This is a genomic window from Tychonema sp. LEGE 06208, assembly GCF_015207505.1.
In the GTDB taxonomy this organism is placed as follows: domain Bacteria; phylum Cyanobacteriota; class Cyanobacteriia; order Cyanobacteriales; family Microcoleaceae; genus Microcoleus.
Genome location: NZ_JADEWT010000034.1, coordinates 26,386 through 50,877 on the forward strand (window position 1 = coordinate 26,386; position 24,492 = coordinate 50,877).

Below are 24,492 nucleotides of genomic sequence, written 5' to 3' on the forward strand. Positions count from 1 at the left end.
TTTGGTACTACAATGCAGCAAAAGTTCAAGCGTTTTTGACTTCAACGGCTGAGGGGATAAAGGAAAATGGGAGATGTTGGACGTGTGCCTGTAGGAATTATCGGCGCTTCAGGTTACGGCGGCGTGCAACTTGTGCGACTGCTGGCAGATCACCCAGCGGCGGAAGTAGTGTATTTGGGCGGGGATAGCAGTGCGGGAAAACCTTTTTCCAGCCTTTATCCCCATCTGACTAACTGCATTGACTTGACTATTGAGGCGATCGACTTAGATCGAGTAGCGGAAAAATGTGAAGTTGTGTTTCTGTCGCTGCCCAACGGTTTAGCTTGCCAAATGGCACCGAAGCTGATCGAAAAAGGGTGCAAAGTCTTGGATTTGTCGGCTGATTACAGATTTGAAAATCTAGAAACTTACAAAGCTTGGTACGGTGGCGAGCGATCGGACTCTGAACTCGCTGCTACCGCTGTTTACGGTTTGCCAGAATTGTATCGCGATCGCATTAAAGACGCTCAATTAGTAGGCTGTGCCGGTTGCTACGTCACCGCTAGCTTATTAGCCCTGGCACCCTTGCTAAAACAAGGTCTAATCGTACCAGAAACAGCAATTATCGACGCTAAATCAGGAACTTCGGGAGGGGGCCGCAAAGCCGAAGTTAATCTGTTATTAGCAGAAGCTGACAATTCCATAGGCGCTTACGGAGTTGGCCGCCACCGCCATACGCCAGAAATTGAGCAAATTTGCAGCGATTTAGCCGGACAAGATATCAAAGTCCAATTTACTCCACACCTGGTACCGATGGTGCGGGGAATTCTGGCAACTGTTTACGCAAATTTGCGCGATCCGGGATTGGTACGGGAAGATTTAATCACTATTTTCAGCGCTTTTTACCGCAATTCTCCTTTAGTGAAAGTCTTGCCGGCTGGGGTTTATCCGCAAACAAAATGGGCTTGTGGCACGAATCTTTGTTACATTGGCGTGGAAGTCGATCCGCGCACTGACAGGGTAATTGTGATGTCGGCGATCGACAATTTAATTAAAGGTCAAGCCGGTCAAGGCATTCAGTGCATGAACTTGATGATGGGTTGGGAAGAAACTTTGGGTTTGCCTCAATTGGCTTTGTATCCTTAATTGGGCATTGGGAATTGGGCATTGGGCATCGGCCAAACAGGGCATTGGTTCTGAAAATTAAAAACTAACCGATTACCAATTACCCATTCCCAATTACCCATGCCCCATGCTCAATTACTAAGTGTTATTTCGGCCCGTAACCGATCGCACCAGCATAGATCGCCCGATCGCCCAATTCGTCCTCAATCCGTAACAAACGGTTGTATTTAGCAACCCGTTCGCTGCGGCACAAAGAACCAGTCTTGATTTGACCAGCGCGAGTCGCTACCGCTAAATCAGCAATCGTGGTATCCTCAGTTTCACCAGAACGGTGGCTGATGATTGATCGATAGCTGTTTCGTTTGCCGAGGTCGATCGTATCCAACGTCTCCGTCAAAGAACCAATTTGATTCAGCTTAATCAAAATCGAATTGCTAGCCTTCAAATCAATTCCCTTTTGCAAGCGCGTGCGATTAGTCACAAACAAATCGTCACCCACCAACTGAACTTTGCTACCCATTTTCTGAGTCAGCGCCACCCAACTGTCCCAATCGTCTTCATGCAAACCATCTTCAATGGAAACGATCGGATATTGACCAGCCAAACCATCCAAATAATCGATTAATTCCGCCGGCGAATGAGCCACACCGTCGTAAGTATACTGCCCATCTTTATAAAACTCGCTAGCAGCAACATCCAAAGCCAAAGCAACTTGTTCCCCAGGCTTGTAACCAGCTTTTTCAATTGCCATCATCAACAAATCCAAAGCTTCCTGATTGGAACCCAAATTAGGAGCAAAACCTCCTTCATCCCCAACACCAGTCAGCAAATTTTTGTCTTTCAAGACATTAGCCAGACTAGCAAATATTTCTGCTCCCCAGCGCAAAGCTTCCTTAAAAGAAGGCGCTCCCACAGGTACAATCATAAACTCTTGAATGTCTACGTTGTTGTCCGCGTGGGAACCACCGTTGATCACGTTCATCAAAGGTACGGGTAAAACGTTCGCTAAAGTGCCGCCCAAGTAGCGATAAAGGGGGAGTCCTAAAGTCTCGGCGGCAGCCTTTGCTGTGGCCAGGGAGACTCCGAGAATGGCATTTGCTCCGAGGTGGGATTTGTTGGGAGAACCGTCCAAGTCAATCATGGTTTGGTCTACCAGTGCTTGGTCGATCGCATCCAAATTAGCCAAAGCGGGGGCAATTTTGTGCTCGACATTAGCAACAGCCTTCAAGACTCCTTTCCCGCCGTAACGGTTTTTGTCGCCGTCTCGCAATTCGTGGGCTTCAAAAGAGCCTGTAGATGCACCGCTGGGGACTTGGGCGAGGCCCACAACACCGTTAGCTAGATAAACTTCAGCTTCAATGGTGGGGCGGCCGCGGGAGTCGAGAATTTCTCTGGCTTGAATAGATTCGATCGCAGTGTCTTGCATATTAACGATTCCTGACTTAACTCAATGGTTGATGACAATTAGCATTCAGCAGGCTTTCGGTAACTGACTGCTAACGGGTAATAGAGTACGCGATCCCCACAATTATTAGCGCTCATTTCAAACTTTTTGCGGATTTGGGCGATCGCTTTGGTGTCAACAAGCAATATTTGTTGAAAAATGATCTTAGATCATTTTGACAGTAATTTAATTTTTTTCACAGCAGATTCACGCAGAATAGTTAATTGCAACCGGGAGCATCTGTGCGCCAGCATCTGTAGCTGTCTGGCGCGCGAGGGGAGCAAGCGCACGCGAGCGAGAGCAAACGCACAGTAAAAAAATGATTGTGGCAAAGCCCCAGATGCTCCCATTGAAACCTTTGTTAAGATAGGAAGATCGACAAACTCAATCAAATAGGAAAAACCTAAAATGTTAGAAACAAATCCTGGAGAAGTTAGAGCATTAGCTGAAAACGCCGACCCCATAATTCCCGATCCCCCAAACATCAGATTACTGACAGGGCCTTTGCCAAATTCAGGTAGCGATCCCAACTTTTTTGACCTTACTCCCAATGACGATATCGTTCAATTAGCTAACGGCATTCTCCGCAACACTACCGGAGGTTTGCGGGCCTTAGCCGGCGACGATTTTGTCCGAGGTTCCGGTGGGCCGGAACTGATGAACGGGAACGACGGCACAGATACTTTAATCGGAGGTTGTGGGAACGATACTATTCGCGGCGGTCAAGATTTTGACATCCTGTACGGAGAATGCGCTAACGATGTTCTGAGTGGAAATTTAGGCGATGACGTAGCTTACGGAGGTACGGGAAATGACTTTGTTCGAGGCGGTAAAGGCAGCGATAATTTAGTAGGTGAAACAGGCAATGATACTCTGATTGGTGATGCTGGAATCGATAGACTTTGGGGAGGAGAAGGTGCAGATTTATTTGTCCTCAGAAGAGAAGCTGAAACAACTTCGGGAGAAATTGGTTCAGATCAACCACGTCCTGCTGGCAATTTTCTGGGTCAAGTAGATGAAGTGCCGGCAGATTTTATTCTCGACTACAATCCGACTCAAGGTGATGTGATTGGATTGGCGGGAGGATTGACGCGAAACGATATTGTTTTGAGCGAAAGGTTTTTAACAATTGGTGATGCCAGAGATTACGACACCAGCGGCCCTTTTCCTCCCGGACAGCCTCGAACTCTTGAGTTTAGAGTGTTAAATACTAAGGCGACGGTGATTCGAGAAGCTAGTACCGGCAATATTTTGGGTTTGGTGAAAGATGTATCGCCTTCTCAACTTCAGTTTATCTCTGTATCCGACGGGGCGATCGCCCTTGGATAGGATTTGTGAAAAAACCCAGTTTCTTTTGTTTTGATCCGTAGCCCAGAAACCGGGTTTTTGCCAGAAGAATTCGTTACAATGCAGAAACTCCAAAAAACCCGGTTTCTTAGATTCGCGCGGGTGGCCAGAAACGGGTTTTTATGAAAAAACCTCGTTAAGCTGTTCTACATTTAAACTGTATGTCAAAAAACAATAAAACTATTGTGGGGTGGGCTTTGAGCATCACCCTGAACATACAATTTAAATGTCCGACAGCTTACAGGTGCAGAAACCCAAAAAAACTCAGTTTCTTGAATTAGATTCGTAGACCAATTTTCCGATCAATCCAGCCAACATTAAAATTTCCAAAAATCCGCCACATCATATCCCATTTCGCCCAGCATTCGCCGCAGCAGAGGCAAACTCAACCCGATCACATTCGTGTGACAGCCCTCAATTTTTTCCACAAAAAATCCGCCTTTACCTTCCAGTGCAAAACAGCCAGCACAGGCGAGGGGTTCTCCCGTAGCGACGTAGGCCGCAATTTGGCGCGAGGTAACTTCGGCAAAATGAACTTTTGTCACTTGATAGCGAACTATCGATCGCTCGATTGCGCGATCGAAACTATCAAATCTCGTATCAATTAAAGCATGACCCGTATAAAGTGCGCCAACTTTTCCGCACATTTTCTGCCAGCGCAAAATTGCTTCTTCGGCATCCTTCGGCTTGCCGTGAATTTCGCCATCAATGACCAAAATTGAATCGCATCCCAACACCAAACAAGATTTGGGATTGGGGATTTGCGGGTGAGAATTAGCCAGCAAAAAGCTAGCTACAGCTTCAGCTTTTCCCTCTGCTAAAACTTGGACTAATTGAGTAGCGTCCCTCATTTGTATTTGCCCTTCATCAAAGTCGCTGGGGCAAATCACAGCTTGAATCCCAGCACTATTTAGTAGGCTGCGGCGCGCCGGGGAAGCTGAAGCCAATACAAAAGTTGGAATATTCATAATTTAAGAAGTCATTAGTCATTAGTAATTAGGGGCGGTGGATGGTGCGTGGGTGCCCTCCTGCTGTCATCAGTTATCAGTCATCAGTCATTAGTCATTAGTCATTAGTCATTAGTCATTAGTCATTAGTCAGTAGTCATTAGTCATTGGTTATTTGTGGGTTTCAATTACAATGCCCGATGCCCGATGCCCGATGCCCGATGCCCAATAACAAATGACAAATGACAAACAACAAACAACAAACAACAAATAACCAATAACCAATAACCAATAACAAACAACAAACAACAAATAACCAATAACCAATAACTTTTTAGCTTAATAAACAGAGAAAGATTTAACGACTTTCTCAAAAGCTTCTTTTACCTTCGGCCAGCGTTCTTCGGTAGTGGAAACATTAAGGGTAAAAAGTTTGCCGCGGCTGACGGCTACGCTGGCTAAGTTGTGCCGTTCTTGGTTTGGGAGTTTGACTGCGTATTCTAAAATGTAATAGCTTTTCGATCGCGATTCGCGAGCTTCTGCACTGATTAATTCAGCTTCGCGGCCAGAATCTGTCGAGACGAGGGAATTTTTGCTAAGCTTGTATCCCACTTCCGTCGGCGTTCCCAAATCCGCCAAAGTTTTCCCCTTCGCGACTGGACTGATTACCACGCTGACATTCTCGGTTTGCTGGATCAAATCGCGGAACACCACATCGGGCCCATTAGAAACTGCGATCGGCAGCCAGCCATTAGGATAGAGAAATTGATAGCCGTCGCCAGTATCAATGTGGCTTTTGAGTCCGGTCACTTGAGACACACAACCAGTCAAGGTGAGGCTTAGAACCACCAGAAGTAGGGCCGCAATTCGTTTGAGCATTATTTTTACGCGATTAGGGTGACACTAAAATATTTAATTTTAATTATCTCACCAAACCTAGCCCCTAAAAATAGTTAAGCTATGGATTGCCATTTGTGCATCGCTGGCAAGCCATAGCCGTAAAGTTTAATTTTTAACAAAATCATTACAGGTTGGTTAGCCAGCTAATCAGTCCGTGCTTGGTCGAAACTTCTAAAGCCAAGAGAGAAACAAAGCCAATCATGGCAAGGCGGCCGTTTAAACGTTCTGCGTAGGGGGTAAAGCCTGTGCGGGGTTCGTCATCGATGTATACTGTCGGCTCGATCGCAAAATTGTTCATTTTACCTTGGTCGTCCAGCATTAAGCCTTTGTTAGTCATGTCTGTTTCCTAAATTGTTTTTCATGTACTGTAACTAAATGTAACAGACTTATGAAGAAATGTAAAGGATTGCGTAATTTTTTTTTTCAAATACCCTATTTTGACCTGAGTTTCCACCAAAAATCCCACAGTAGACAAGCTCTCAACCCTTATATAATCAATTATTCGCATATTCGCAATTTTCAAATCTAAAATCCTCTGAGAGTAGACTCTGAGCCCAAGAGGGGGGAGGATAGAGTTGAGACGTGCAGAAGTCGATGGTGTGTGGCAAATCCGGTCTGGGTTTGACGAAAATTGTGGAACGGAGGAAAAGTTTATGCGGGCCAGTCTGGAAATGCGGTGGTTTTATAACGGTGCGTTGCCAAAATCGATCGGGCAATGGTTTGGAAGCGATAGTCTCGGAGGGTATCTGTCGCCTCCAGAAGAGCGCGAAGACATATATTTGCTAGTACCCGGTTGCGACTACTTGGGAGTGAAGTTGCGCGGGAAAACCCTAGAAGTAAAGTGGCGTCAGGGAGAGTTAGGGGCGATGCAGTTCGGCAACCGCTGGGAAGGCAAAGCCGAGAAGTGGCTCAAGTGGGTTTGTGCCGATACGATGGCGCCGGTATCGGCGGATATTCTGGCGACAGGAAAGTGGATGGGAGTCAAGAAAAAGCGAGCGCTGCGTCTTTACCAAGTTTCAGCCCCCGGTTCCTTAATGTCTGTGCCAGTAGAAGCCCCAGTTCCCCAAGGTTGCAGCGTCGAAGTTACTCAATTGAACATTAACGGCAATCCCTCTTGGACTTTGGGATTTGAAGCATTTGGCAGCGAAAGTTGTCTGACAGAAAACCTGCAAACAGTAGCTAATTGGACTACCAAGACCTATCAGGCTCAAAAGTTGAAAGCAGAGGATTCTTCCGGTTATCCCCATTGGCTGGATGTTCAAGGCGGCTGAGCTTGATGTTTGGGATATGTCTGCATTTGTTCAAACAATCCCTAGGGCGGGCGTTCTGAACCCGCCCTCAAGAATATAGCCTTTCTCAAAAATGTGAAAAATCAGTCGATTTGAGATTGTAGATTGTAGATTTTAGATAGCTCGTTACCAGACTCTGCCTCTGTTGAACCTTGGGCTTCGGGAGAGAAGACTTGCATTAAGTCACCGAATCGATACAGAAACCGCAGATTCAAGGCGGATAATTAGGACTGCGATCGCGTCCGATCGATTACCATAACAAAAACGGTTTGTAGTGCGGACGACCCTCCGCTATTAAACCCAGCACTCCAGAACGCACCTTTCCCAGAAACCAGATTTTTGTACCAAAATTCTTCACTGCAATCCGCCGAAAAAGTAAAAAACCCGGTTGCTTTATCGGAAGTGCGTCCAAAACTGTTCGGGATAGTTTATGTCGAGAATGCAATACAACTCTAAAGCAAGTTAAATGCAATACAGCTTATTTAATTTTCCCCTACTTTGCCAGCAGTTCTTAAAATTTGACAAGCTAAAATAGCCGCACCAAACCCGTTATCAATATTAACCACACCCACACCGGCCGCACAAGAATTGAGCATAGTTAAAAGAGGAGCAATCCCGCCAAAACTCGCGCCGTAACCCACACTTGTCGGCACCGCAATCACCGGACAATCCGCCAAACCCGCAACTACACTAGCCAAAGCACCCTCCATACCAGCAACCGTAATCAACACATCAGCATCATCAATCACGTGCCGATTATTCAACAAGCGGTGAATTCCAGCAACTCCCACGTCCCACAAACGCCGCACCCCAAAACCGCAAAGTTCCGCCGTCACAGCCGCCTCTTCCGCCACAGGCAAATCCGCCGTTCCCGCACTGATAATAGTCACAGTACCCGGATGCTGGGGAGTTGGGGAATTAGCAGAAATTGCACAAATTCGAGCCTTTTGGTAGTAGCACAAATCGGGTATTTTTTGTTGCAATTGCTCGAAAACTTCCGGTTCAATTCGCGTCGCCATCACCACAGGATTTCGCCCGCGCATCGCCTCGACAATCTCAACAATTTGGTCTGGTGTTTTCCCTAGGCCCAAGATGACTTCAGGAAAACCTGTTCTCAAAGTGCGGTGGTGGTCAATTTTGGCAAAATCACCTACTTGTTGAAAGTCAAAATGCTTTAATTTATCCAAAGCTGCGGTGGGACTTACATCGCCCGCCGCCACAGATTCGAGCAATTTTTGTAAAATTTCAGGTTGCATAAATATTAGTCAGTTGTCAGTTGTTAGTTGTCAGTTGTTAGTTGTCAGTTGTCAGTTGTTAGTTGTTAGTTGTCAGTTGTTAGTTGTTAGTTGTTAGTTGTTAGTTGTCAGTTGTTAGTTGTTAGTTGTTAGTTGTTAGTTGTTAGTTGTTAGTTGTTAGTCGTCAGTTGTTAGTTGTTAGTTGTTAGTTGTTAGTCGTCAGTTGTTAGTTGTTAGTTGTTAGTCGTCAGTTGTTAGTTGTTAGTTGTTAGTTGTCAATTGTTAGTTGTCAATTGTTAGTTTTTAGTTGTTAGTTGTCAATTGTTAGTTGTCAGTCGTTAGTTGTTAGTAACTAATAACCAATAGCCAATGACAACTAACAAATAACCAATAACCAACAACAACTAACCAATAACCAATAACCAACAACCAATAACCAATAACCAATAACAACTAACGAATAACTATTCTGTCATTTTCAGCTCGTACAAATTCCAGAAAGCACCGCCGATCGCACTATAGCGAATTCCCGAAATGCGATCGCGCACCGCCTCAAAAGTTAGCGGATTTACCATATAAATAAAAGGCAATTGTTCCGTAATAATCCGCTGCGCCTCCCCATAAAGTTCCTTGCGCTTCGCCTCATCAAGCTCTTGAGAAGCCTTTACGTAAATGTCATCAATTTTTTGCTCCCATTGGTACACTTTCCAACCATTAATCGGCGGTTCTCCGGCTTGCGGGCCCTGGTTGAAACTGTGCAATGTCCCATTTACAGACCAAATATTGTAGCCGCTGTGCGGTTCAGTACCTCCCGTAAAACCGCCGAGGTAAGTATCCCAATTCCGCGTCAGGCGCAGCTTTTCCACGTAAGTATTAAAACTCAGGAACTGCGTGTCAATTTGCATTCCCAGTTTGCCCAAATCTTGCTTAATTTGCGTTGCCATTTGTTCCCGAACTTTTTTTCCCGCCGCTATTAACAAAGTAAATCGAACCTTGTTGCCCTCAGCATCCAACAACTCGCCGTTACTATTATATTTAAAACCAGCATTCAACAGCAACTCTTTCGATTTTTGCGGATCGTAATCGTAAGTTTTTAATCCCTGTTCTGGAGACAAGTAAAAGGGACTTTGTGCCGGAATTGGGGAATACAGGGGCGCGCCAAGTCCGCGATAGATATTGTTAGTCATGGCGGATCTGTCTATACCGTAGGCTACGGCCTGCCGAAATTCCTGATTGGTAAACCAGCGAGACTTAACCGGGTCTACAAACGGCTGATTTTGAGCATTGCGCCCCTGATTCAGATTGAAGGTCATAAACACACTACCAGTGTCCGGGCCGCCGTTGAAAACCGTATATTTGCCGCGTTTTTCCTCTCGTTTCAACAGAGGGAACACTTCCGGCTGCACGTCCAGAGTATCCAAATCGCCCGATCGAAAATTCAGCAGTTGAGTATCGCTATTTTCGATAATTTGCCAAACAATTTGCTGGATGTAGGGCTGAGCATTTCCCTCAGCATCTTTGCGCCAAAAATACGGATTTCGTTCCAAAACCACGCGCTGATTGGGAGTATAGCTGAGCATTCGGTACTGACCGTTACCGACAATTTTTTTCGGATCGGTATTTGTACCCCAAGTAGACAGGAATTGGGAGTTGCCACCTGCATCGGTATTGCTGACAGCTTCCTGTAAAATGTGAGCTGGTAAAATTGGGATTCCTCCAGCATATCTAATAAAAGGAGCAAAGGGTTCTGCAACGGAAAATTCTACGCGGCGGCTGTCAATTTTTTTGAGTTTGGGGAATTGGCGACTCATGCCAACTCTCAGAGTATCTTTCAAGCCGCTAGGGATTTTGTCATTGAAATAAATCTTTTCATAACTGAAGATAATGTCATCTGTTGTCATGGGTTCGCCGTCAGACCATTTCAATCCCTCTCGCAAAGTGAAGACAATCTTTTTGCCGTCTTTAGAGACTTCCCAGGACTCTGCTAAACCTGGTTCTAGCTGCGATGTCAAGCCGTTTTCGTTAATCAATCCCTCGTACATATAGCTAAAAACGCTATATGCAGACTGATTTAGCGGGTAGTTGAAGGTAGACGGGCCGCTGGGGGTGGGAACTACGAGTCTGTTGGTTAATTGCGATCGGGCGGGACGACAAGCAGACAGACAGACAGTGGCAATTAGAGCTAGCAAAATAGCCAACCAGCGGCGCTTTGAATGTAAAATAGAGAAATTTTTCATAATAATTTACTGTAGCATCTGCGTGCGATTATGACTGAGATTGTAGCCAACCTAGAAAATCTTTAGTGACCGAGAAATACTTGGTTATTCCTGCTTCTCGCAAAGCATCTTGAACTTCCGGCACACTAAATTCTTTTGTATTATTGCTCAAAAATACCTTGACTTCATGAGTGTGTAAGTGTGCGTGATTCAAGATGCAGTGGAGAATCAAATTATCTGTCGGATCTTCTTCAATGAAAACTGTATTCAAGCTTTCTTGCAGTGTATCTGCTGTTAGTTCAATCATCTCCACATTGCCAGCTAATAATTCAAGAGCCTCAAAAAGACGTACTTTAATATTATTGAGCAATCCTTCATTTTCATTCAAAGACTCTTCTACATGGAATAAAAGAGACTTAGCATAAGGCGAAGTAAGATCGCGCTTGAGCTGGCTAATTTGTTTTTTCTGTTCATCTGCAAAACGGTTGCGGCGCTTGATCTCGTCTTCTAAAGCCGAGAGAGCTTCCATGCAGCAAATAGCAGGTATGGCAATGCGGACTGATGTTGGGACACTCAGTAACAAGTGATTGGCATCAGGATCGCGACCTGTAGCAATACTCATCAAAAAGTTAGTTTCTATATATAAAATCACCACCAATTTCTACCCTTGACTTTGTTGTTCCACCTGCTAGCAGCGGTAGCAAACCGATTGCTGTTATCTGTTCCGATGCTGGCGGAATCTCAGACTTCCAATTATAAGCTAAGTCACGCAACCATGCTTCAATCAGCCTAGTTAAGTATGGCTCAAATATCCGCTGGTCGCCTAATTTTGAGTCATAATAGTGAAGGATGTCAGCCGTTCTTAAACATAAAACTGCTTCAGATAAAAGAGTACCGTCCCATTTGAAAACGAGAATTTCTTCGAGGTCAACAAACATAGCATAAGGAATGACCGCATTTGTTTCTGAGAGTTTTGATAGGGCTGTTTTCACCCAATCGATCGCGCGATCGACAATTTTCTGTTTGGCGGCTGCTTCTTGAGCTTGAATGATTTTAACCTCGATGAGCACGACTGTGCGATCGTCCTTATCCAATGCGATAATATCCGCGTCTATGGGTAACTCTAAATCCAAGGTTTCAGTTTGCATGGTTTTGGTCTTCCTAAAACGTAGATTAAAGTTCTATTTTAGCATCAACAAAACTACAGCGTAGGCGGCGATTCCTTCTTCTCTCCCCACAGGGCCTAACTTTTCGTTGGTAGTAGCTTTGATGCCTACTTGGTCTGGTTTTAGTTGTAGAACACCAGAAAGCCGATCGCGCATTTGCTCAATATGCGGTTTCAGCTTGGGACGTTCGGCCACCACCACCGAGTCAATATTGCCAATTTCCCAGCCTTTATCTAATATTAACTGATTGACTTGTTCTAGCAACACTAGACTGTCTGCACCTTTCCATTTTGGGTCAGTTGGCGGGAAATACAGGCCGATATCTCCCAAGCTGAGAGCTCCCAGCATCGCGTCCATAATCGCGTGGGTCAGCACGTCTGCGTCGCTGTGTCCTAATAAGCCTAATTCGTGGGGAATGTGTACGCCGCCAAGGATTAGGGGGCGTTCTGGAACTAAGCAGTGAATGTCGTAGCCGTTACCGATGCGGATGTTCATGTAAAATTTAGGTTTGGGAAGTATAGCAAAAAACAATTATTTCATATTTGTGAGGAGATAGCTGAAAAATAATGGTCTTGATTTACGGACTTTGCGGTAATTGTAGCAAAGACATACAAATGTCGGTTGGTCAGTCTGTCTTCGACAAAAAAGTTGTCTGGCATCTATCTTATAGCTGTCCTTATTGCGGGGAGGCAATCGAGTTAGATAATACTGATGCTATACCTAACGAAATGAGAAAAGAGATTTTAGCAAAAGAAGGGACTTGGAACTTGATTGTATTGGAAAAAGAACAAGGTGCAACAGTTGTAACAAAAATCCTGCGTCAGGCTATGGAATTGTCATTAGCTGAAGCGATGATGTTAAAAAAGAAGATGCCTGGTTCTGTTTTTGTCGGAACTAAATGTGAGACCGATCGACTAAGACATCTTTTAGCGGCTGTTGGCTTGAAAGCTTCAATAAGCAAAACAGTAAGTTAGTGCTGCCTGGGGAGTTCTATTAGCTTTAAAGTGCTAATCATCCCTGAAGCTCCAACTAATAACGGCTACCTCCTCAAACCTTATTCTCCCCTCTCCTCCAACCACCGATCGTACAAATCCGATCGGCGCGATCGAGTTTTTTCAATTTGCTGTTCCCTGCGCCAGCGAGCAATTTCTGCGTGATTACCAGACAGCAATACGTCGGGAACCTTCAATCCCCGGAAATCGGCCGGTCGAGTGTACTGCGGATAATCCAAAAGTCCGTCTTCAAAACTCTCAAACTTCAGCGAATCTTCCTTTGCTACAGTTCCCCGCAGCAATCGCAAAACCCCATTAATCAAAGCCAAAGCCGGAATTTCGCCCCCGGTGAGCACAAAATCGCCTAGAGACACTTCGCGAGTTACCAAATGCAGGACTCGATCGTCCACACCTTCATAGTGCCCGCAAATCAACACTAACTGATCGCGATCGGTGGCGAACTCCCGAAACATCGGCTGCTGCATCGGTTCGCCCTGCGGAGTCAGCAAAATCACCTCGCGCCTCGGTAACACAGGTAGCGACTCCACCGCCGCAAAAATCGGTTCCGGCTTCATCAGCATCCCCACTCCGCCCCCGTAAGGCTCATCATCCACTCGCTGGTGCTTGTCTGTGGTAAAATCGCGGGGATTGACAAAATTCACCTCAGCAATCTTTTTAGCTAAGGCTTTGCCCATCAGTCCCGATGCTAGGGGAGCGAGAAAAAATTCTGGAAATAGAGTTACAACGTCAAATCGCAAAATAATTGGAATTTATTGATACATCTCCTCTAGTTTGACCCTTAGAGGGGTATCCGTTTTCAGTAATTGCATTATTATTTATAATTTCTTATAATTTGTGAGAATTTTTGCAAGTTAAATCCTCTTCCTTTGTCTGGTGTCCGGTTTTGTTGTACAAAAATAATCAGTTCTCAGGACAGCGGATCGAGTAAACTCGCCCCCAAACTGCCCGATCGCGCGTGAGGCGATTCTGGCTCGGGATAGTTACGCCGCCCGCACATCACTGCTACAAAAAAATATTTACTCTTAAAAAGCCCAATTCTACCCACAACCACAGCAAAATTGAATTTCACATCCACCAGAGGAAGACACACCATGCAGCAGTTGACATCTCCAGCCCTCGAACAAAATCTTCCCCAGCGCATCAAAACCTCGATTATGGTCATCGGAGGAGCCGAAGACAAAGTTCACGGGCGAGAGATTCTGAATACCTTTTTTTGCCGTGCTGGGGGGACAAACGCTCGGCTGGCGATCGTTCCTTGCGCTTCGCGAGACCCCGAAGGAACGAGCAACCGCTACCGCACTATATTTGACGAAATGGGCGTTAGCGCTGTCAAAGTAGTGGACATCCGCGAACGCCAACAAGCAGAAAATCCCGTCTGGAAAGATTATTTAGAAGACTGTACGGGCGTATTCATCACAGGTGGCGACCAACTGCGGCTCTGCGGGCTACTGGCGGACACCCCGCTGATGGAGAAAATTCGCAAAGAAGCTCAAGAAGGCAAGATTACCCTCGCCGGCACCAGCGCGGGTGCTGCAGTGATGGGATATCACATGATTGCAGGTGGGGGAAGCGGCGCGTCGCCGAATCGTTCTTTAGTAGATATGGCAAACGGACTTAACATTATTCCAGAGATTATCGTCGATCAGCATTTTCACAACCGAAACCGCATGGCTCGCTTGCTGTCGGCTGTGGCTTGCTATCCCGATCGCCTCGCTATTGGTATTGACGAAGACACCTGCGCCTTATTTGAGGGAGACGATACTCTGAAAGTTCTCGGTAAAGGCACTGTGACTATTGTTGATTCTCGGGAAAACTTTTATACCAACGAGTCTCAAGTAGGAGCGACAGAACCCTTAAGTCTGTTCAATATGCGCTTGCACGTGCTGTGTCACGGCGATTGCTACAATATGCCCCTAGGCAAACCGATGGCATCGGCAGCTTGTTCGGAGTCGGGCTGGCCTTCGGAATGTCGCACAGCTAACTAACTAATGCAGAATATTAGAGTCATTGATTCGGCAGAAATTAGGTGGCATTCCGGTCAAATAATGGATGCAGCAATACAATAGATTAGCCGTGAAGCCAGGGGCTGACCCCAGAAGGTAGAATCAACAAAATAATTCTACCTTCTGCGTTCTAGTTTCTACCGAACCTTGACTTTTGCTTGTTTTGAGCCGATCGCTCTGCCATGAATTTTCAACGCTGACGGGCCCAAAAACGGATATCGCGCCCGCGACGCTATGAGTGTGGAGAACCCCAGATTTGAGAATTTTGTTGGATCTCCCAGACGATCGATCTGTCTGTAGAATAAACCTAAAATCTCAAATCTAAAACTTGTACGCTCGCGAAGCCGAAATATCTAAAATCTAAGATTGATGTTCCCGCTAATCACTAGAAATTCAGTGCCAAACTGTTCGCTGCGAACAGTCGATCGTCCAATCAAGCTCCAAATTGAATAAATGCTGCAATTACCTATAAGATTTCGCGCCCCATACCCCTATAACTGCGATGAAAATACTTAAAATCCAGACCTTACGCGGCCCCAACTACTGGAGCATCCGACGCCACAAACTCGTACTCATGCGTCTGGATTTAGAGGAGTTGGCAGATAAAACCACATCTGAAATTCCAGGCTTCTACGAAGGCTTGACCGCAGCACTTCCGAGTTTGGACGACCATCACTGTTCTCCCGGCCATCGGGGAGGCTTCCTGGAACGGGTGCGAGAAGGCACAATGATGGGACACGTAATCGAACACGTAGCCCTAGAACTTCAGGAAATGGCAGGAATGCCCGCCGGATTCGGTCGCACCCGCGAGACTGCCACACCAGGGATTTACCAAGTAGTAATCGAGTATCAAAACGAACAAGCAGGTCGCTATGCAGCCAGGGCGGGGGTGCGGATGTGCCAGAGCATTGCCGATACAGGCTCTTATTCTGCGGCGGAATTAGCGCAAGATTTGAAAGACCTCAGAGAGTTTGCTTTGTCTGCAGCCCTCGGGCCGAGTACCGAAACCCTGATCAAGGAAGCAGAAGCGCGCGGGATTCCCTGGCTGCCCTTGGGCGCCCGGTTTATGATTCAACTAGGCTACGGAGTTCATCAAAAGCGGATTCAGGCAACTCTGACCAACCGCACGGGAGTTTTGGGGGTAGAACTAGCCTGCGACAAGGAAGGTACCAAAAATATTCTGGGCGCTGCCGGCGTGCCGGTGCCGAGAGGGACAGTGATTCATTATTTGGACGAACTGCAGGGGGCGATCGAAGATGTGGGCGGTTTTCCGATCGTCCTCAAACCTCTAGACGGCAACCACGGCCGCGGGATCACAATCGACATCAACTCCTGGGAAGTAGCAGAAGAAGCCTACGACTTAGCCAGCGCCGCCTCAAAAACAAAAAGCATCATTGTCGAGCGCTACTACACCGGCCGCGACCACAGAGTGTTAGTAGTCAACGGACAAGTCGTAGCAGTCGCAGAACGAGTCCCCGCTAACGTTGTGGGTAACGGCAGGGATACAGTAGAACAGCTCGTTGCAGAAGTCAACCGCGATCCGCAGCGGGGAGACGGACACGACAACGTACTCACCCGGATCACGATCGACAAATTGACCCTCGATTTGCTGCAAAAACAAGGCTACGCGATGGACTCGGTAGTGCCGGCCGGCGAAAGAGTATTTTTGCGCGCCACAGCAAATTTGAGTACCGGTGGCATTGCAGTCGATCGCACCGACGAAATTCACCCAGAAAACGTCTGGCTGTTTTCCAGAGTGGCCAAAATCATCGGTTTGGACATCGCCGGCATTGACGTAGTAACAGACGATATTTCTGTGCCCCTGCGGGATACGAACGGCGTGATCGTCGAAGTCAACGCAGCACCGGGTTTCAGAATGCACGTCGCCCCGAGTCAGGGTTTGCCCCGCAACGTTGCCGGCGCAGTCTTCGATATGCTTTTCCCCTCGCCTCAACACAGCCGGGTGCCGATTTTAGCCGTGACTGGAACCAACGGCAAAACTACAACAACTCGCCTGCTGGCCCACATTCTCAAGCAGACTGGTCAAATTACCGGCTACACGACTACCGACGGCACTTACATCGGCGATTATTTGGTTGAAAGCGGAGATAATACCGGGCCGCAAAGCGCTCACTTGATTTTGTCCGATCCGACGGTGGAAGTGGCGGTGCTGGAAACGGCTAGAGGTGGAATTTTGCGATCGGGCTTGGGCTTCAATCAGTGCGATGTCGGCGTAGTCTTGAACGTCGCAGCCGATCATTTGGGAATTGGCGACATCGACACCGTGGAACAACTCGCCAAACTCAAGAGTGTCCTCGTAGAGTCGGTAATGCCCAAAGGCTATGCAGTGTTAAATGCAGACGATCCGCTAGTAGCACAAATGGCGCAGCGTGTCAAGGCTCAGATTGCATATTTTTCGATGAACCCGGAAAACGAACTGGTTGCCAAACATACCGCTGCGGGCGGGCTGGCTGCAATTTACGAAAATGGGTATTTATCGATTTTGAAAGGCGATTGGACGCTGAGAATCGAGCAGGCTGTGAACGTGCCGCTGACGATGGGCGGGCGCGCGCCGTTTATGATTGCCAATGCTTTAGCAGCTTGTCTGGCGGCTTTTGCCCAAGGATTGAAAATAGAAGATATTCGGGCAGCTTTGTCAAGCTTTCAGGCATCGGTAGGCCAAACTCCCGGAAGGATGAACTTGTTTAATTTGGGCAGCTATCACGCTTTGCTGGACTACGCCCACAACCCCCACAGCTACCAAGCTTTGGGCTGTTTCGTGCAGAATTGGCCGGGAATGCGGATCGGGGTAGTGGGTGCGCCGGGGGACAGGCGAGATGAAGATTTTGTCACCTTGGGCAAACTTTCGGCCGAAATGTTCGATCGCATTATTGTCAAAGAAGATATTGACAGGCGCGGGCGAGAACCGGGTGTGGTGGCGAAGTTAATTTGCCAAGGGATTGCAGACGGGATTTCTGCCCGCACGGGCGATCGGTCTAAAGTTCAATACGAGTTGATTCTCGACGAAACAACGGCGGTTAACAAAGCCCTAGACGAAGCGCCCGCTGGCAGTTTAGTGGTGATTTTACCCGAAGGTGTTACGAAAGCTTTGGGTTTAATTGAAGCCCGGAAACCGATTCAGGAATCTGTGGTAAATGCTGCTATGGTCGATCGCATTTCTGAATCGCAGAATAGTTTAAAACCGACAGTGGTAAATCAAGGTTAAATTCTGAAGTCTCATTGAATTAATAGGTTGGGTTTAATTGCGTTAAACCCAACCTATTTGTTTGAAAAATTACGTAATTTTTGTGTTTTTTAAAATTTTAGCCTGCTCCATCGCCAGTATGCAAACCTTTCAATAGTTGCTCTGTAACCTCAATCAGTTCACACACAGATTTTTGCGTAAGTTGTGTCGTTTTAAACCCATGAGCAATAGAGTTACGCAAAGAACACGCATTCATTAATAACTGATATTCAGATTTAGAAATCACGCCCTCCACCGTCAGTTGTTTCACTAAATAAAGCGGATCTAATCTTTGCAAACTTAGCTCTTCTTTCTGGGCAACAATCCTCAAAGTTGCCTCAACTAAAGACCAAGAATATAGCATGGCTGACTCTAAATGTTGTGTGACAAGTTGCTTAGCAACTTGTAAACCTAACTCTATTTCATGCTCTTGAAAAGAATCCTCAGCTTTGGGAAGCTCGACTGCATCCTCCGAGTTAGTCATCACTAACTCAAACCTCCAACCAGGATTTTCTGCTACTGCTTGGGCTAAATTGCGTAGATATGTGCTAGAGGGTGAGTTGAGTGAAGCGCGTGACTTGACTGCAATAACCACTGACTCTTCCCCCCGACGCACTATCAGATCCGGGCGATAGCTTTTAAGGAAGTCCGGTAAATCTTCAGAGTTTGGATGAAATGAAATTTCATAACCTTTCTCACGATACTCCTCTGCTAGTTTTAACAGTCGCTCTCTTTCTATGTTTGCAGTTGAAGTTGCCATCATGTCAGTACCTCTTGATCAGGAGCATCAATTACGACAATGTGCAAGAATTCATTGCCACGGGCAAATCCTTCCGCTAGGATTAAGGTCATATTTTCTACTTTAAAGTTACCTGATAAATTCCTCTTGCGGGCTAGGACATCAGTTACTTGATCGTCATCGACATAGGCTAGCCCGATAATTGCATCTTGAATTGGCTTTACTATGTTGTCCACATCAATTTTAACAGAATCGTAGAAATAAGTTATCTGGAGCATAACGAGCCCGGTAGCTATTTTTTGCTCTGAAGACCAGTATTTTTCAGCCTCTTGCCTCACCGTCATTTTCCAAGCTTTAAGACGATCTCGTCTGCGAGCTTGTTGTGATACGGGTGGCCCATCTACTATGAACTCAAATGTCACCAAAGTATTTCTAAATAGAAGATCGGGGATTATTTGATCTGACTGCAAGTGTCCTGACTCTGGCCTCGGACGGAGCGGGGTACCGTGACATAGAATTTTATCGCAATTGCGGGATAATATTCTTGATATTGAATCTCGTTTTTATTACCTTTCAACCCTTAACTACCGCCCACTGAGTCACCGGTGCAAGCGGTTTCCAACCCTGAAAAGAACCGATCGCCCCCGTGCGCTGAATCCCAATTCTAATTAGTTCGCCACCGTGCAAAGAATGCCATTGCAGCACCGTAAGTTCACTCTCAATTGTCACCGCATTCACAACTAAACGGCCGCCCTCGCCCAAAGCATTCCAACAAGTTTCTAACAAAGCCTCAACAGTGACACCGCCACCGATGAAAATAGCATTTGGTTTCGGCAAATTTGCCAAAGCTTCCGGTGCGTCTCCCGCCACGATTTTGAGTTCGGGAACACCCAAATTAGAGGCATTTTCGGCAATGTATTCTAGTCTAGTTGGATGGCGTTCGATCGCGATCGCCCGACAACTCCGATGACTCCGCATCCACTCAATCGCGATCGAGCCGCAGCCCGCCCCCACATCCCAAAGCAACTCCCCCGGAATCGGCGCTAACGCAGACAGAGTAACGGCTCGAACCTCCCGTTTAGTCAACTGTCCGTCGTGGCGATACGCAGCATCCGGTAAACCCGCAGTTCGAGGGAGGATAAGAGTTTGTCGATCGGCTGCAACTGCGATCGCGATCGCATTCAAATCCGCCAAATCCGCCCCATTCCAAGCCGCTGCAACCCCCTCGATCCGCCGTTCCGCCTCCGACCCCATCCGCTCGAACACAGTCATCAAACTGCTGCCAAACCCCCGCTCAGTCAACAAACCGGCGACCTTTCCCGGCGTGTGCCGATCGGCACTCAACACCAGCAAGCGCGCGCCGGGAGACAAAGCAAGGGCGATCGAGGCGATGGGGCGATTTGTTAAACTAAAAGTCTCAACATCCGCCAGCGCCCAACCCAAACGCGCGCAAGCAAGACTAAAAGCCGATGCTGCGGGAATCACAATCATTTCTGAAATCGGAATTTGGCGCGACAGCGTGACACCAATCCCGTGACACATCGGATCGCCACTTGCGAGCACGCAAACAGACTCTGGGCGACGGCTGATGATGCTGTCAACTGTTGTTTGTAGGGGTGAAGCCCAAACTAATTTTTCGCGGGTGTCGTCTGTTGGTAGCATTGCGAGGTGGCGCGCGCCCCCGACAACGATTTTAGATTGATCGAATAACGATCGGGCGATCGAGCTCAATCCCGAAAGTCCATCTTCGCCAATTCCCACCACCGAAAGCCATTTGTGCATTGCGCCAAGGTAATTACGATTTATCAATTTTCAACAATAATATGAGATTAAATTTACAGTATTTATTGGATATTTTTTTGATAAAGAGGTCAACTGCAGATGTCAGGCCGATCGACAGGGATGCACGCAGATGAAAATTTAAAAAAATCTATTGTGGCTGTGCTAGGGAACTGCACTTGCACTGTTTTTCGGATTGATTAATTGGGGCCAGCGAGTCATTATTTTAACTCACTCTTGGGTGCATTTTCACTAGATAAATTGTTTTTTTTCGGGAATCAGCCGTCTGCAACCTTTATATTTTTGTAAAAAAGCCGATTTCTCGCTATTCCTCTGAAAACTATACAAAATTAGCGGGCATTTGTTAAGAAAATTGAGAATTTAAGCGGCGGGCGATCGACTTGTGATACATTTCTTAAACCTGAAAGCGGGAAAGTCCGGTGCAATTCCGGCGCTGTGCCGCAACTGTGAAAGTCAGAATGCCGGTTTCAGGAAGTTTACTTTACATTCCCTGCGTCGCACGGGGAGGAGATTATTTGTTAGTTTTGACTGATTTACCAACTTGTCCCGGCCTATTTTACGGTTCCCGCGCCCGCGACGGAGTTTTATCGAGGATGCGGATTCCGGGGGGAATTTTAAGCGTACAGCAATGTTGGTCGATCGCCAATTTAGTCGATCGCTACAGTACCGGCTGTTTGCAAATCACAAATCGGGCAAATTTGCAAATCCGAGAATTGCACTCAGAAATTCCCCCAGAAGTTTGGCAAGATTTGCAGGAATTGGGATTAGCGTCTCGCCGCGTTGAAGTTGACCCGATTCGCAATATGATGGCAAGCCCGACAGCAGGAATCGACCGACAGCAGTTACTCGATACTCGCCCCTTAGTGAAAGCTTGGGATGATGACCTGCAAACACATCCCGAATTAGCAGAACTTTCGGCTAAATTCAGCATTGGTTTTGATGGCGGAGAATTAGTTTCAATCCGCAATTTACGGAACGATATTTTATTAGTAGCAGAAAGGAGTTCGACCAATTTTGAAATAGTTTTTCGCCTCTATTTGAACGGAAACACAGGAATTATTATCGAACAATCTCAAACTATTTTAGTATTAGCAGCCCTCGCTAATATCTATCTGGAATACACCAAAAATCGACCGCGAATTGATGGCAAAAAACCGCGATTGCGGCACTTGCTAGCCGATTGGGGCGTTGAAAATTATCTCGAAAAAGTAGAGACAAAATTGCCGTTTCCCTTGGGGCGAAGCGCGATCGAACTTTCAGAAAAGGCGATCGAACCCAACGCCAATCTCGGCATCCACCGTCAGCAACAGTCGGATTTCTCCTACATCGGCATTGCCCTGCCTCTAGGCAAGCTAGAATCAAAGCAACTGCGGAATTTGGCAAACTTAGCCCAAAATCTCGCCAACGGCACTCTGAGGCTTACACCGTGGCAAAATCTGCTGATTTCCGACATCCCCAACTCCCAAGTTTTTGAGGTCAAACAGCAAATCGCCGATTTAGGATTGCATTCATCCGCAACTAATCTAGATTCCTGCTTAGTTGCTTGCGCCGGTAGCAGCGGCTGCGCGTCAGCGGCGACAGATACTCAAAGTCACGCCCTAACAATGGCAAGGGATGTAGCGCAAAAACTGACCATCGACCGATCGATAAACATACATTTCAGCGGCTGCGAAAAATCCTGCGCCCAACACCAGCCAATAGACATCACCCTAATAGGAATTCAGATTGAGCAGGGAAACCAGACGATCGCAGGTTACAACATTTATGTAGGTAAAAAAGACCAGCCCTTTGGACGGCAAATCTTCCCCGCCGTGACTGTAGCCGAAATGCCCCGCGCGATCGAAAAAATGCTGCGCGCCTACCACCAACTTCGAGAACCGGGCGAGTCATTCGGCGAATTTTGCGATCGATGGGCGATCGACAAATTGCAGAAATTACTGAGATCAGAAAATCATTAAAACCGAAAAATTGTAATCATTTCCCCTTCTCTTTCTTCCTTTGCGCCCTTCGCGCCTTCGCGGTTCATTTAAAAAACCTATTTTACCAATCAAACAAACTACCCATAATAACAATTTCAAATAAAGTTAAGTACAGTCTTTTAATTCCCAATGCCCAATTCCCAATGCCCAATTCCCAATTCCCAATTCCCAATTCCCAATTCCCAATTATTTTAATGATTGACTACATCCGAGACGGAACAGAAATCTACACAAAATCCTTCGCCACAATCCGCGCCGAAGCAGACTTGTCAAGCCTACCAGCAGACTTAGAAACAGTCGCCGTGCGACTAATTCACAGTTGCGGAATGACAGATATTGTTAAAGATTTAGCAGCTTCCCCCAGTGCCGCCACCTGCGGGCGTCAAGCCCTCGCAGCAGGCGCGCCGATTTTGTGCGACGCCCGAATGATAGCCGAAGGCATCACCCGCAAGCGACTTCCCGCTAACAATCAGGTGATTTGCACCCTCTGGCATCCCGATGTCCCGGAGTTGGCGCGCCAAATCGGCAATACTCGATCGGCTGCGGCACTGGATTTGTGGCTAGATAACTTAGATGGTGCGGTGGTGGCCATTGGCAATGCCCCGACTGCTTTGTTCCGACTGCTGGAAATGCTGGATGCTGGAGCCCCCAAACCTGCCTTGATTCTCGGTTTCCCGGTAGGATTTGTGGGGGCGGCGGAATCTAAAGCCGAACTCGCAGCCAACAGTCGGGGAGTGCCATTTATCGCGCTGCAGGGGCGGCGCGGTGGCAGTGCAATGGCAACGGCGGCCGTGAATGCTTTAGCTAAAGAGGACGAATTATGACTGAGACTGCTGGTAAATTGTACGGATTGGGCATCGGCCCTGGCGATCCGGAATTGATTACTTTGAAAGCTTATCGGATTTTGCAGTCGGTGCCGGTCATTGCATATCCGGCGATGGAAAATGGTAAGGTGCTGGCGCGGGCGATCGTCGCAGATTATTTGCGTCCAGAACAAATTGAGATTCCGATGCCGTTGCCTTTTAGTCCGACGCGATCGTCGCAACCTTATTATGATGTTGCTGCCGAGAAAATTGCCGCCCACCTCACTGAGGGCCGGGATGTGGCGGTTTTGTGCGAGGGTGAGCCTTTTCTCTACGGCTCGTTTATGTATTTGTTCAACCGTTTGTCGGGAAAGTTTACTACCGAAGTTGTGCCGGGAATTTCTTCGACTATGGCGAGTGCGAGTGCCCTGGGAGTACCGTTAACTTATCGTAACGATGTGTTAAGTATTATGCCTGCGACGCTGGATGCGGAGACTTTGCGCGATCGGCTGGCGCTGGTTGATGCTGCTGTGATTATTAAGCTGGGGAGGCACTTTGCGAAAGTCCGGGAGGTGCTGATTGAGTTGGGACAGTTCGATCGCGCACTATATATAGAACGGGCAACTATGCCAAATCAGCGAATTAAGGCGATCGCCGATGTCGATCCGGCTGAGGTTCCCTACTGGGCGCTGGTGATGATACCCAGCCAACAAAAGTCTGTATCTTAATATTTCCATGCCTGAAGGCGACAAGCTTCCAGGCTTTTCCTGTTTTTTTGTGGATTCTTGCCCATTTACCCCATTTTCTTCAAATCAATAAGTTAAAATTATAAATTTCATAAGTTTAACTGTCGTTACAGACCTTTACAAAGCTGAGAATATGCTTTATATTTATATACATGGCGGAACACAAAGCCGTCACGAACATTGAAAACCAAATAACGCAATCATAAACACATGACAGCCACCTTACAGCAGCGCGAAAGCGCCAACCTGTGGGACCAGTTTTGTAACTGGGTAACATCGACCGACAACCGCCTCTATGTAGGTTGGTTCGGCGTCTTGATGATTCCTACCTTGCTAACTGCCACAATCTGCTACATCACTGCCTTCATCGCAGCCCCTCCCGTAGACATTGACGGCATCCGCGAACCAGTAGCAGGTTCCTTGATGTTCGGTAACAACATCATCACAGGTGCAGTTGTTCCTTCGTCTAACGCGATCGGTCTTCACTTCTACCCAATCTGGGAAGCAGCTTCTCTTG

The 24,492-nt window shown here is 47.0% G+C and carries 23 protein-coding genes, 1 pseudogene and 1 riboswitch; of the genes and pseudogenes, 10 read left to right on the forward strand and 14 right to left on the reverse strand.

Translation table 11 applies throughout. The features are described from left to right. Positions 1 to 66 precede the first annotated feature (66 nt). Positions 67 to 1,125: an N-acetyl-gamma-glutamyl-phosphate reductase gene (gene argC, locus IQ263_RS11655; protein WP_194067568.1), complete on the forward strand. Its 1,059-nt coding sequence runs from the start codon at positions 67 to 69 to the stop codon at positions 1,123 to 1,125. 124 nt (positions 1,126 to 1,249) lie between these two features. On the opposite strand, the gene eno is transcribed toward argC, so the two are convergent. Next, complete coding sequence (eno, locus tag IQ263_RS11660) at positions 1,250 to 2,530, reverse strand: phosphopyruvate hydratase (RefSeq protein ID WP_194067569.1); 1,281 nt, start codon at positions 2,528 to 2,530, stop codon at positions 1,250 to 1,252. Between the two features lie 426 nt (positions 2,531 to 2,956). On the opposite strand from eno, the gene IQ263_RS11665 reads away from it, so the two are divergent. Next, positions 2,957 to 3,877 carry a calcium-binding protein gene (locus IQ263_RS11665; RefSeq protein WP_194067570.1) on the forward strand — a complete coding sequence of 307 codons (921 nt, stop codon included), beginning with the start codon at positions 2,957 to 2,959 and terminating at the stop codon, positions 3,875 to 3,877. A 335-nt stretch (positions 3,878 to 4,212) separates the two neighbouring features. On the opposite strand, the gene IQ263_RS11670 is transcribed toward IQ263_RS11665, so the two are convergent. From IQ263_RS11670 to IQ263_RS11680, 3 genes are all read right to left on the reverse strand, one after another. Next, positions 4,213 to 4,863, reverse strand: a complete 651-nt coding sequence (locus tag IQ263_RS11670) for a Maf family protein (protein WP_194067571.1) — start codon at positions 4,861 to 4,863, stop codon at positions 4,213 to 4,215. 318 nt (positions 4,864 to 5,181) lie between these two features. Further along, positions 5,182 to 5,721 carry a photosystem II reaction center PsbP gene (gene psbP / locus IQ263_RS11675; protein WP_194067572.1) on the reverse strand — a complete coding sequence of 180 codons (540 nt, stop codon included), beginning with the start codon at positions 5,719 to 5,721 and terminating at the stop codon, positions 5,182 to 5,184. Between the two features lie 145 nt (positions 5,722 to 5,866). Beyond that, positions 5,867 to 6,079: a chlorophyll a/b-binding protein gene (locus IQ263_RS11680; protein WP_194008161.1), complete on the reverse strand. Its 213-nt coding sequence runs from the start codon at positions 6,077 to 6,079 to the stop codon at positions 5,867 to 5,869. A gap of 238 nt (positions 6,080 to 6,317) precedes the next feature. On the opposite strand from IQ263_RS11680, the gene IQ263_RS11685 reads away from it, so the two are divergent. Further along, the gene (locus tag IQ263_RS11685) at positions 6,318 to 7,013 is read left to right on the forward strand and encodes a hypothetical protein (RefSeq protein ID WP_228049980.1); all 696 of its coding nucleotides are present in this window, start codon (positions 6,318 to 6,320) and stop codon (positions 7,011 to 7,013) included. Positions 7,014 to 7,513: 500 nt separating this feature from the next. Here the strand turns inward: IQ263_RS11685 and larB are convergent, their stop codons facing one another. From larB to ispF, 5 genes are all read right to left on the reverse strand, one after another. Then, positions 7,514 to 8,287 (reverse strand): nickel pincer cofactor biosynthesis protein LarB, encoded by a 774-nt coding sequence (gene larB / locus IQ263_RS11690; protein WP_194067573.1) that lies wholly within the window; start codon positions 8,285 to 8,287, stop codon positions 7,514 to 7,516. Positions 8,288 to 8,730: 443 nt separating this feature from the next. Further along, positions 8,731 to 10,503 carry an ABC transporter substrate-binding protein gene (locus tag IQ263_RS11695; RefSeq protein WP_194067574.1) on the reverse strand — a complete coding sequence of 591 codons (1,773 nt, stop codon included), beginning with the start codon at positions 10,501 to 10,503 and terminating at the stop codon, positions 8,731 to 8,733. A gap of 28 nt (positions 10,504 to 10,531) precedes the next feature. Continuing rightward, positions 10,532 to 11,134: a PIN domain-containing protein gene (locus IQ263_RS11700; protein WP_333195192.1), complete on the reverse strand. Its 603-nt coding sequence runs from the start codon at positions 11,132 to 11,134 to the stop codon at positions 10,532 to 10,534. Further along, positions 11,112 to 11,630: a hypothetical protein gene (locus IQ263_RS11705; RefSeq protein WP_194067576.1), complete on the reverse strand. Its 519-nt coding sequence runs from the start codon at positions 11,628 to 11,630 to the stop codon at positions 11,112 to 11,114. The genes IQ263_RS11700 and IQ263_RS11705 overlap by 23 nt, the downstream gene beginning before the upstream one ends. Before the next feature lie 33 nt (positions 11,631 to 11,663). Further along, positions 11,664 to 12,143, reverse strand: coding sequence for a 2-C-methyl-D-erythritol 2,4-cyclodiphosphate synthase (gene ispF / locus IQ263_RS11710; RefSeq protein WP_194067577.1), 480 nt, complete (start codon positions 12,141 to 12,143; stop codon positions 11,664 to 11,666). A gap of 119 nt (positions 12,144 to 12,262) precedes the next feature. Here ispF and IQ263_RS11715 point away from each other — a divergent pair, with 119 nt between their 5' ends. Beyond that, complete coding sequence (locus tag IQ263_RS11715; protein ID WP_194067578.1) at positions 12,263 to 12,622, forward strand: hypothetical protein; 360 nt, start codon at positions 12,263 to 12,265, stop codon at positions 12,620 to 12,622. A gap of 80 nt (positions 12,623 to 12,702) precedes the next feature. Here IQ263_RS11715 and trmD read toward each other — a convergent pair whose 3' ends face one another. Continuing rightward, complete coding sequence (gene trmD, locus IQ263_RS11720) at positions 12,703 to 13,398, reverse strand: tRNA (guanosine(37)-N1)-methyltransferase TrmD (protein ID WP_194067579.1); 696 nt, start codon at positions 13,396 to 13,398, stop codon at positions 12,703 to 12,705. 170 nt (positions 13,399 to 13,568) lie between these two features. Further along, entirely contained in the window at positions 13,569 to 13,754 is a 186-nt protein-coding gene (locus tag IQ263_RS11725) for a hypothetical protein (RefSeq protein WP_194067580.1), read from the reverse strand. Here IQ263_RS11725 and IQ263_RS11730 point away from each other — a divergent pair. Both IQ263_RS11730 and cphA read left to right on the forward strand, forming a co-directional pair. Continuing rightward, entirely contained in the window at positions 13,753 to 14,646 is an 894-nt protein-coding gene (locus IQ263_RS11730; RefSeq protein WP_194067581.1) for a cyanophycinase, read from the forward strand. The genes IQ263_RS11725 and IQ263_RS11730 overlap by 2 nt on opposite strands. 520 nt (positions 14,647 to 15,166) lie before the next feature. Continuing rightward, a complete protein-coding gene (gene cphA / locus IQ263_RS11735) occupies positions 15,167 to 17,890 on the forward strand; it encodes a cyanophycin synthetase (protein ID WP_194067582.1) in 2,724 nt (907 codons plus the stop codon). Positions 17,891 to 17,987: 97 nt separating this feature from the next. Here cphA and IQ263_RS11740 read toward each other — a convergent pair whose 3' ends face one another. The 3 genes from IQ263_RS11740 to cbiE form a co-directional block, all read right to left on the reverse strand. After that, on the reverse strand, positions 17,988 to 18,671 hold the full coding sequence (locus tag IQ263_RS11740) for a hypothetical protein (protein WP_228049981.1): 684 nt from the start codon (positions 18,669 to 18,671) through the stop codon (positions 17,988 to 17,990). Next, the gene (locus IQ263_RS11745) at positions 18,668 to 19,117 is read right to left on the reverse strand and encodes a RusA family crossover junction endodeoxyribonuclease (RefSeq protein ID WP_228049982.1); all 450 of its coding nucleotides are present in this window, start codon (positions 19,115 to 19,117) and stop codon (positions 18,668 to 18,670) included. Before IQ263_RS11745 ends, IQ263_RS11740 begins: the two co-directional genes overlap by 4 nt. 103 nt (positions 19,118 to 19,220) lie before the next feature. Further along, a complete protein-coding gene (gene cbiE, locus IQ263_RS11750) occupies positions 19,221 to 20,429 on the reverse strand; it encodes a precorrin-6y C5,15-methyltransferase (decarboxylating) subunit CbiE (RefSeq protein WP_194067583.1) in 1,209 nt (402 codons plus the stop codon). A gap of 410 nt (positions 20,430 to 20,839) precedes the next feature. After that, positions 20,840 to 20,919, forward strand: a riboswitch (adenosylcobalamin-variant (AdoCbl-variant) riboswitch). Here cbiE and cobG point away from each other — a divergent pair. The 4 genes and pseudogenes from cobG to IQ263_RS11770 all read left to right on the forward strand — a co-directional run. Then, complete coding sequence (gene cobG, locus IQ263_RS11755; RefSeq protein WP_370589096.1) at positions 20,894 to 22,405, forward strand: precorrin-3B synthase; 1,512 nt, start codon at positions 20,894 to 20,896, stop codon at positions 22,403 to 22,405. It overlaps the preceding riboswitch by 26 nt. Positions 22,406 to 22,620: 215 nt before the next feature. Then, entirely contained in the window at positions 22,621 to 23,250 is a 630-nt protein-coding gene (locus tag IQ263_RS11760) for a precorrin-8X methylmutase (protein WP_194067590.1), read from the forward strand. Next, complete coding sequence (locus tag IQ263_RS11765; RefSeq protein ID WP_194067584.1) at positions 23,247 to 23,957, forward strand: precorrin-2 C(20)-methyltransferase; 711 nt, start codon at positions 23,247 to 23,249, stop codon at positions 23,955 to 23,957. Before IQ263_RS11760 ends, IQ263_RS11765 begins: the two co-directional genes overlap by 4 nt. A 228-nt stretch (positions 23,958 to 24,185) precedes the next feature. Beyond that, positions 24,186 to 24,492, forward strand: a pseudogene (locus tag IQ263_RS11770) (photosystem II q(b) protein); the annotation flags it as partial.

What these genes read in the sequence shown, in the direction of transcription:
- argC (WP_194067568.1), top strand. Translation starts at nt 67, where the DNA reads ATGGGAGATGTTGGACGTGTGCCTGTAGGAATTATCGGCGCTTCAGGT.
- eno (WP_194067569.1), bottom strand. Translation starts at nt 2,530, where the DNA reads ATGCAAGACACTGCGATCGAATCTATTCAAGCCAGAGAAATTCTCGAC.
- IQ263_RS11665 (WP_194067570.1), top strand. Translation starts at nt 2,957, where the DNA reads ATGTTAGAAACAAATCCTGGAGAAGTTAGAGCATTAGCTGAAAACGCC.
- IQ263_RS11670 (WP_194067571.1), bottom strand. Translation starts at nt 4,863, where the DNA reads ATGAATATTCCAACTTTTGTATTGGCTTCAGCTTCCCCGGCGCGCCGC.
- psbP (WP_194067572.1), bottom strand. Translation starts at nt 5,721, where the DNA reads ATGCTCAAACGAATTGCGGCCCTACTTCTGGTGGTTCTAAGCCTCACC.
- IQ263_RS11680 (WP_194008161.1), bottom strand. Translation starts at nt 6,079, where the DNA reads ATGACTAACAAAGGCTTAATGCTGGACGACCAAGGTAAAATGAACAAT.
- larB (WP_194067573.1), bottom strand. Translation starts at nt 8,287, where the DNA reads ATGCAACCTGAAATTTTACAAAAATTGCTCGAATCTGTGGCGGCGGGC.
- IQ263_RS11695 (WP_194067574.1), bottom strand. Translation starts at nt 10,503, where the DNA reads ATGAAAAATTTCTCTATTTTACATTCAAAGCGCCGCTGGTTGGCTATT.
- IQ263_RS11705 (WP_194067576.1), bottom strand. Translation starts at nt 11,630, where the DNA reads ATGCAAACTGAAACCTTGGATTTAGAGTTACCCATAGACGCGGATATT.
- ispF (WP_194067577.1), bottom strand. Translation starts at nt 12,143, where the DNA reads ATGAACATCCGCATCGGTAACGGCTACGACATTCACTGCTTAGTTCCA.
- IQ263_RS11715 (WP_194067578.1), top strand. Translation starts at nt 12,263, where the DNA reads ATGTCGGTTGGTCAGTCTGTCTTCGACAAAAAAGTTGTCTGGCATCTA.
- IQ263_RS11730 (WP_194067581.1), top strand. Translation starts at nt 13,753, where the DNA reads ATGCAGCAGTTGACATCTCCAGCCCTCGAACAAAATCTTCCCCAGCGC.
- IQ263_RS11725 (WP_194067580.1), bottom strand. Translation starts at nt 13,754, where the DNA reads ATGGTGTGTCTTCCTCTGGTGGATGTGAAATTCAATTTTGCTGTGGTT.
- cphA (WP_194067582.1), top strand. Translation starts at nt 15,167, where the DNA reads ATGAAAATACTTAAAATCCAGACCTTACGCGGCCCCAACTACTGGAGC.
- IQ263_RS11740 (WP_228049981.1), bottom strand. Translation starts at nt 18,671, where the DNA reads ATGATGGCAACTTCAACTGCAAACATAGAAAGAGAGCGACTGTTAAAA.
- cbiE (WP_194067583.1), bottom strand. Translation starts at nt 20,429, where the DNA reads ATGCACAAATGGCTTTCGGTGGTGGGAATTGGCGAAGATGGACTTTCG.
- IQ263_RS11760 (WP_194067590.1), top strand. Translation starts at nt 22,621, where the DNA reads ATGATTGACTACATCCGAGACGGAACAGAAATCTACACAAAATCCTTC.
- IQ263_RS11765 (WP_194067584.1), top strand. Translation starts at nt 23,247, where the DNA reads ATGACTGAGACTGCTGGTAAATTGTACGGATTGGGCATCGGCCCTGGC.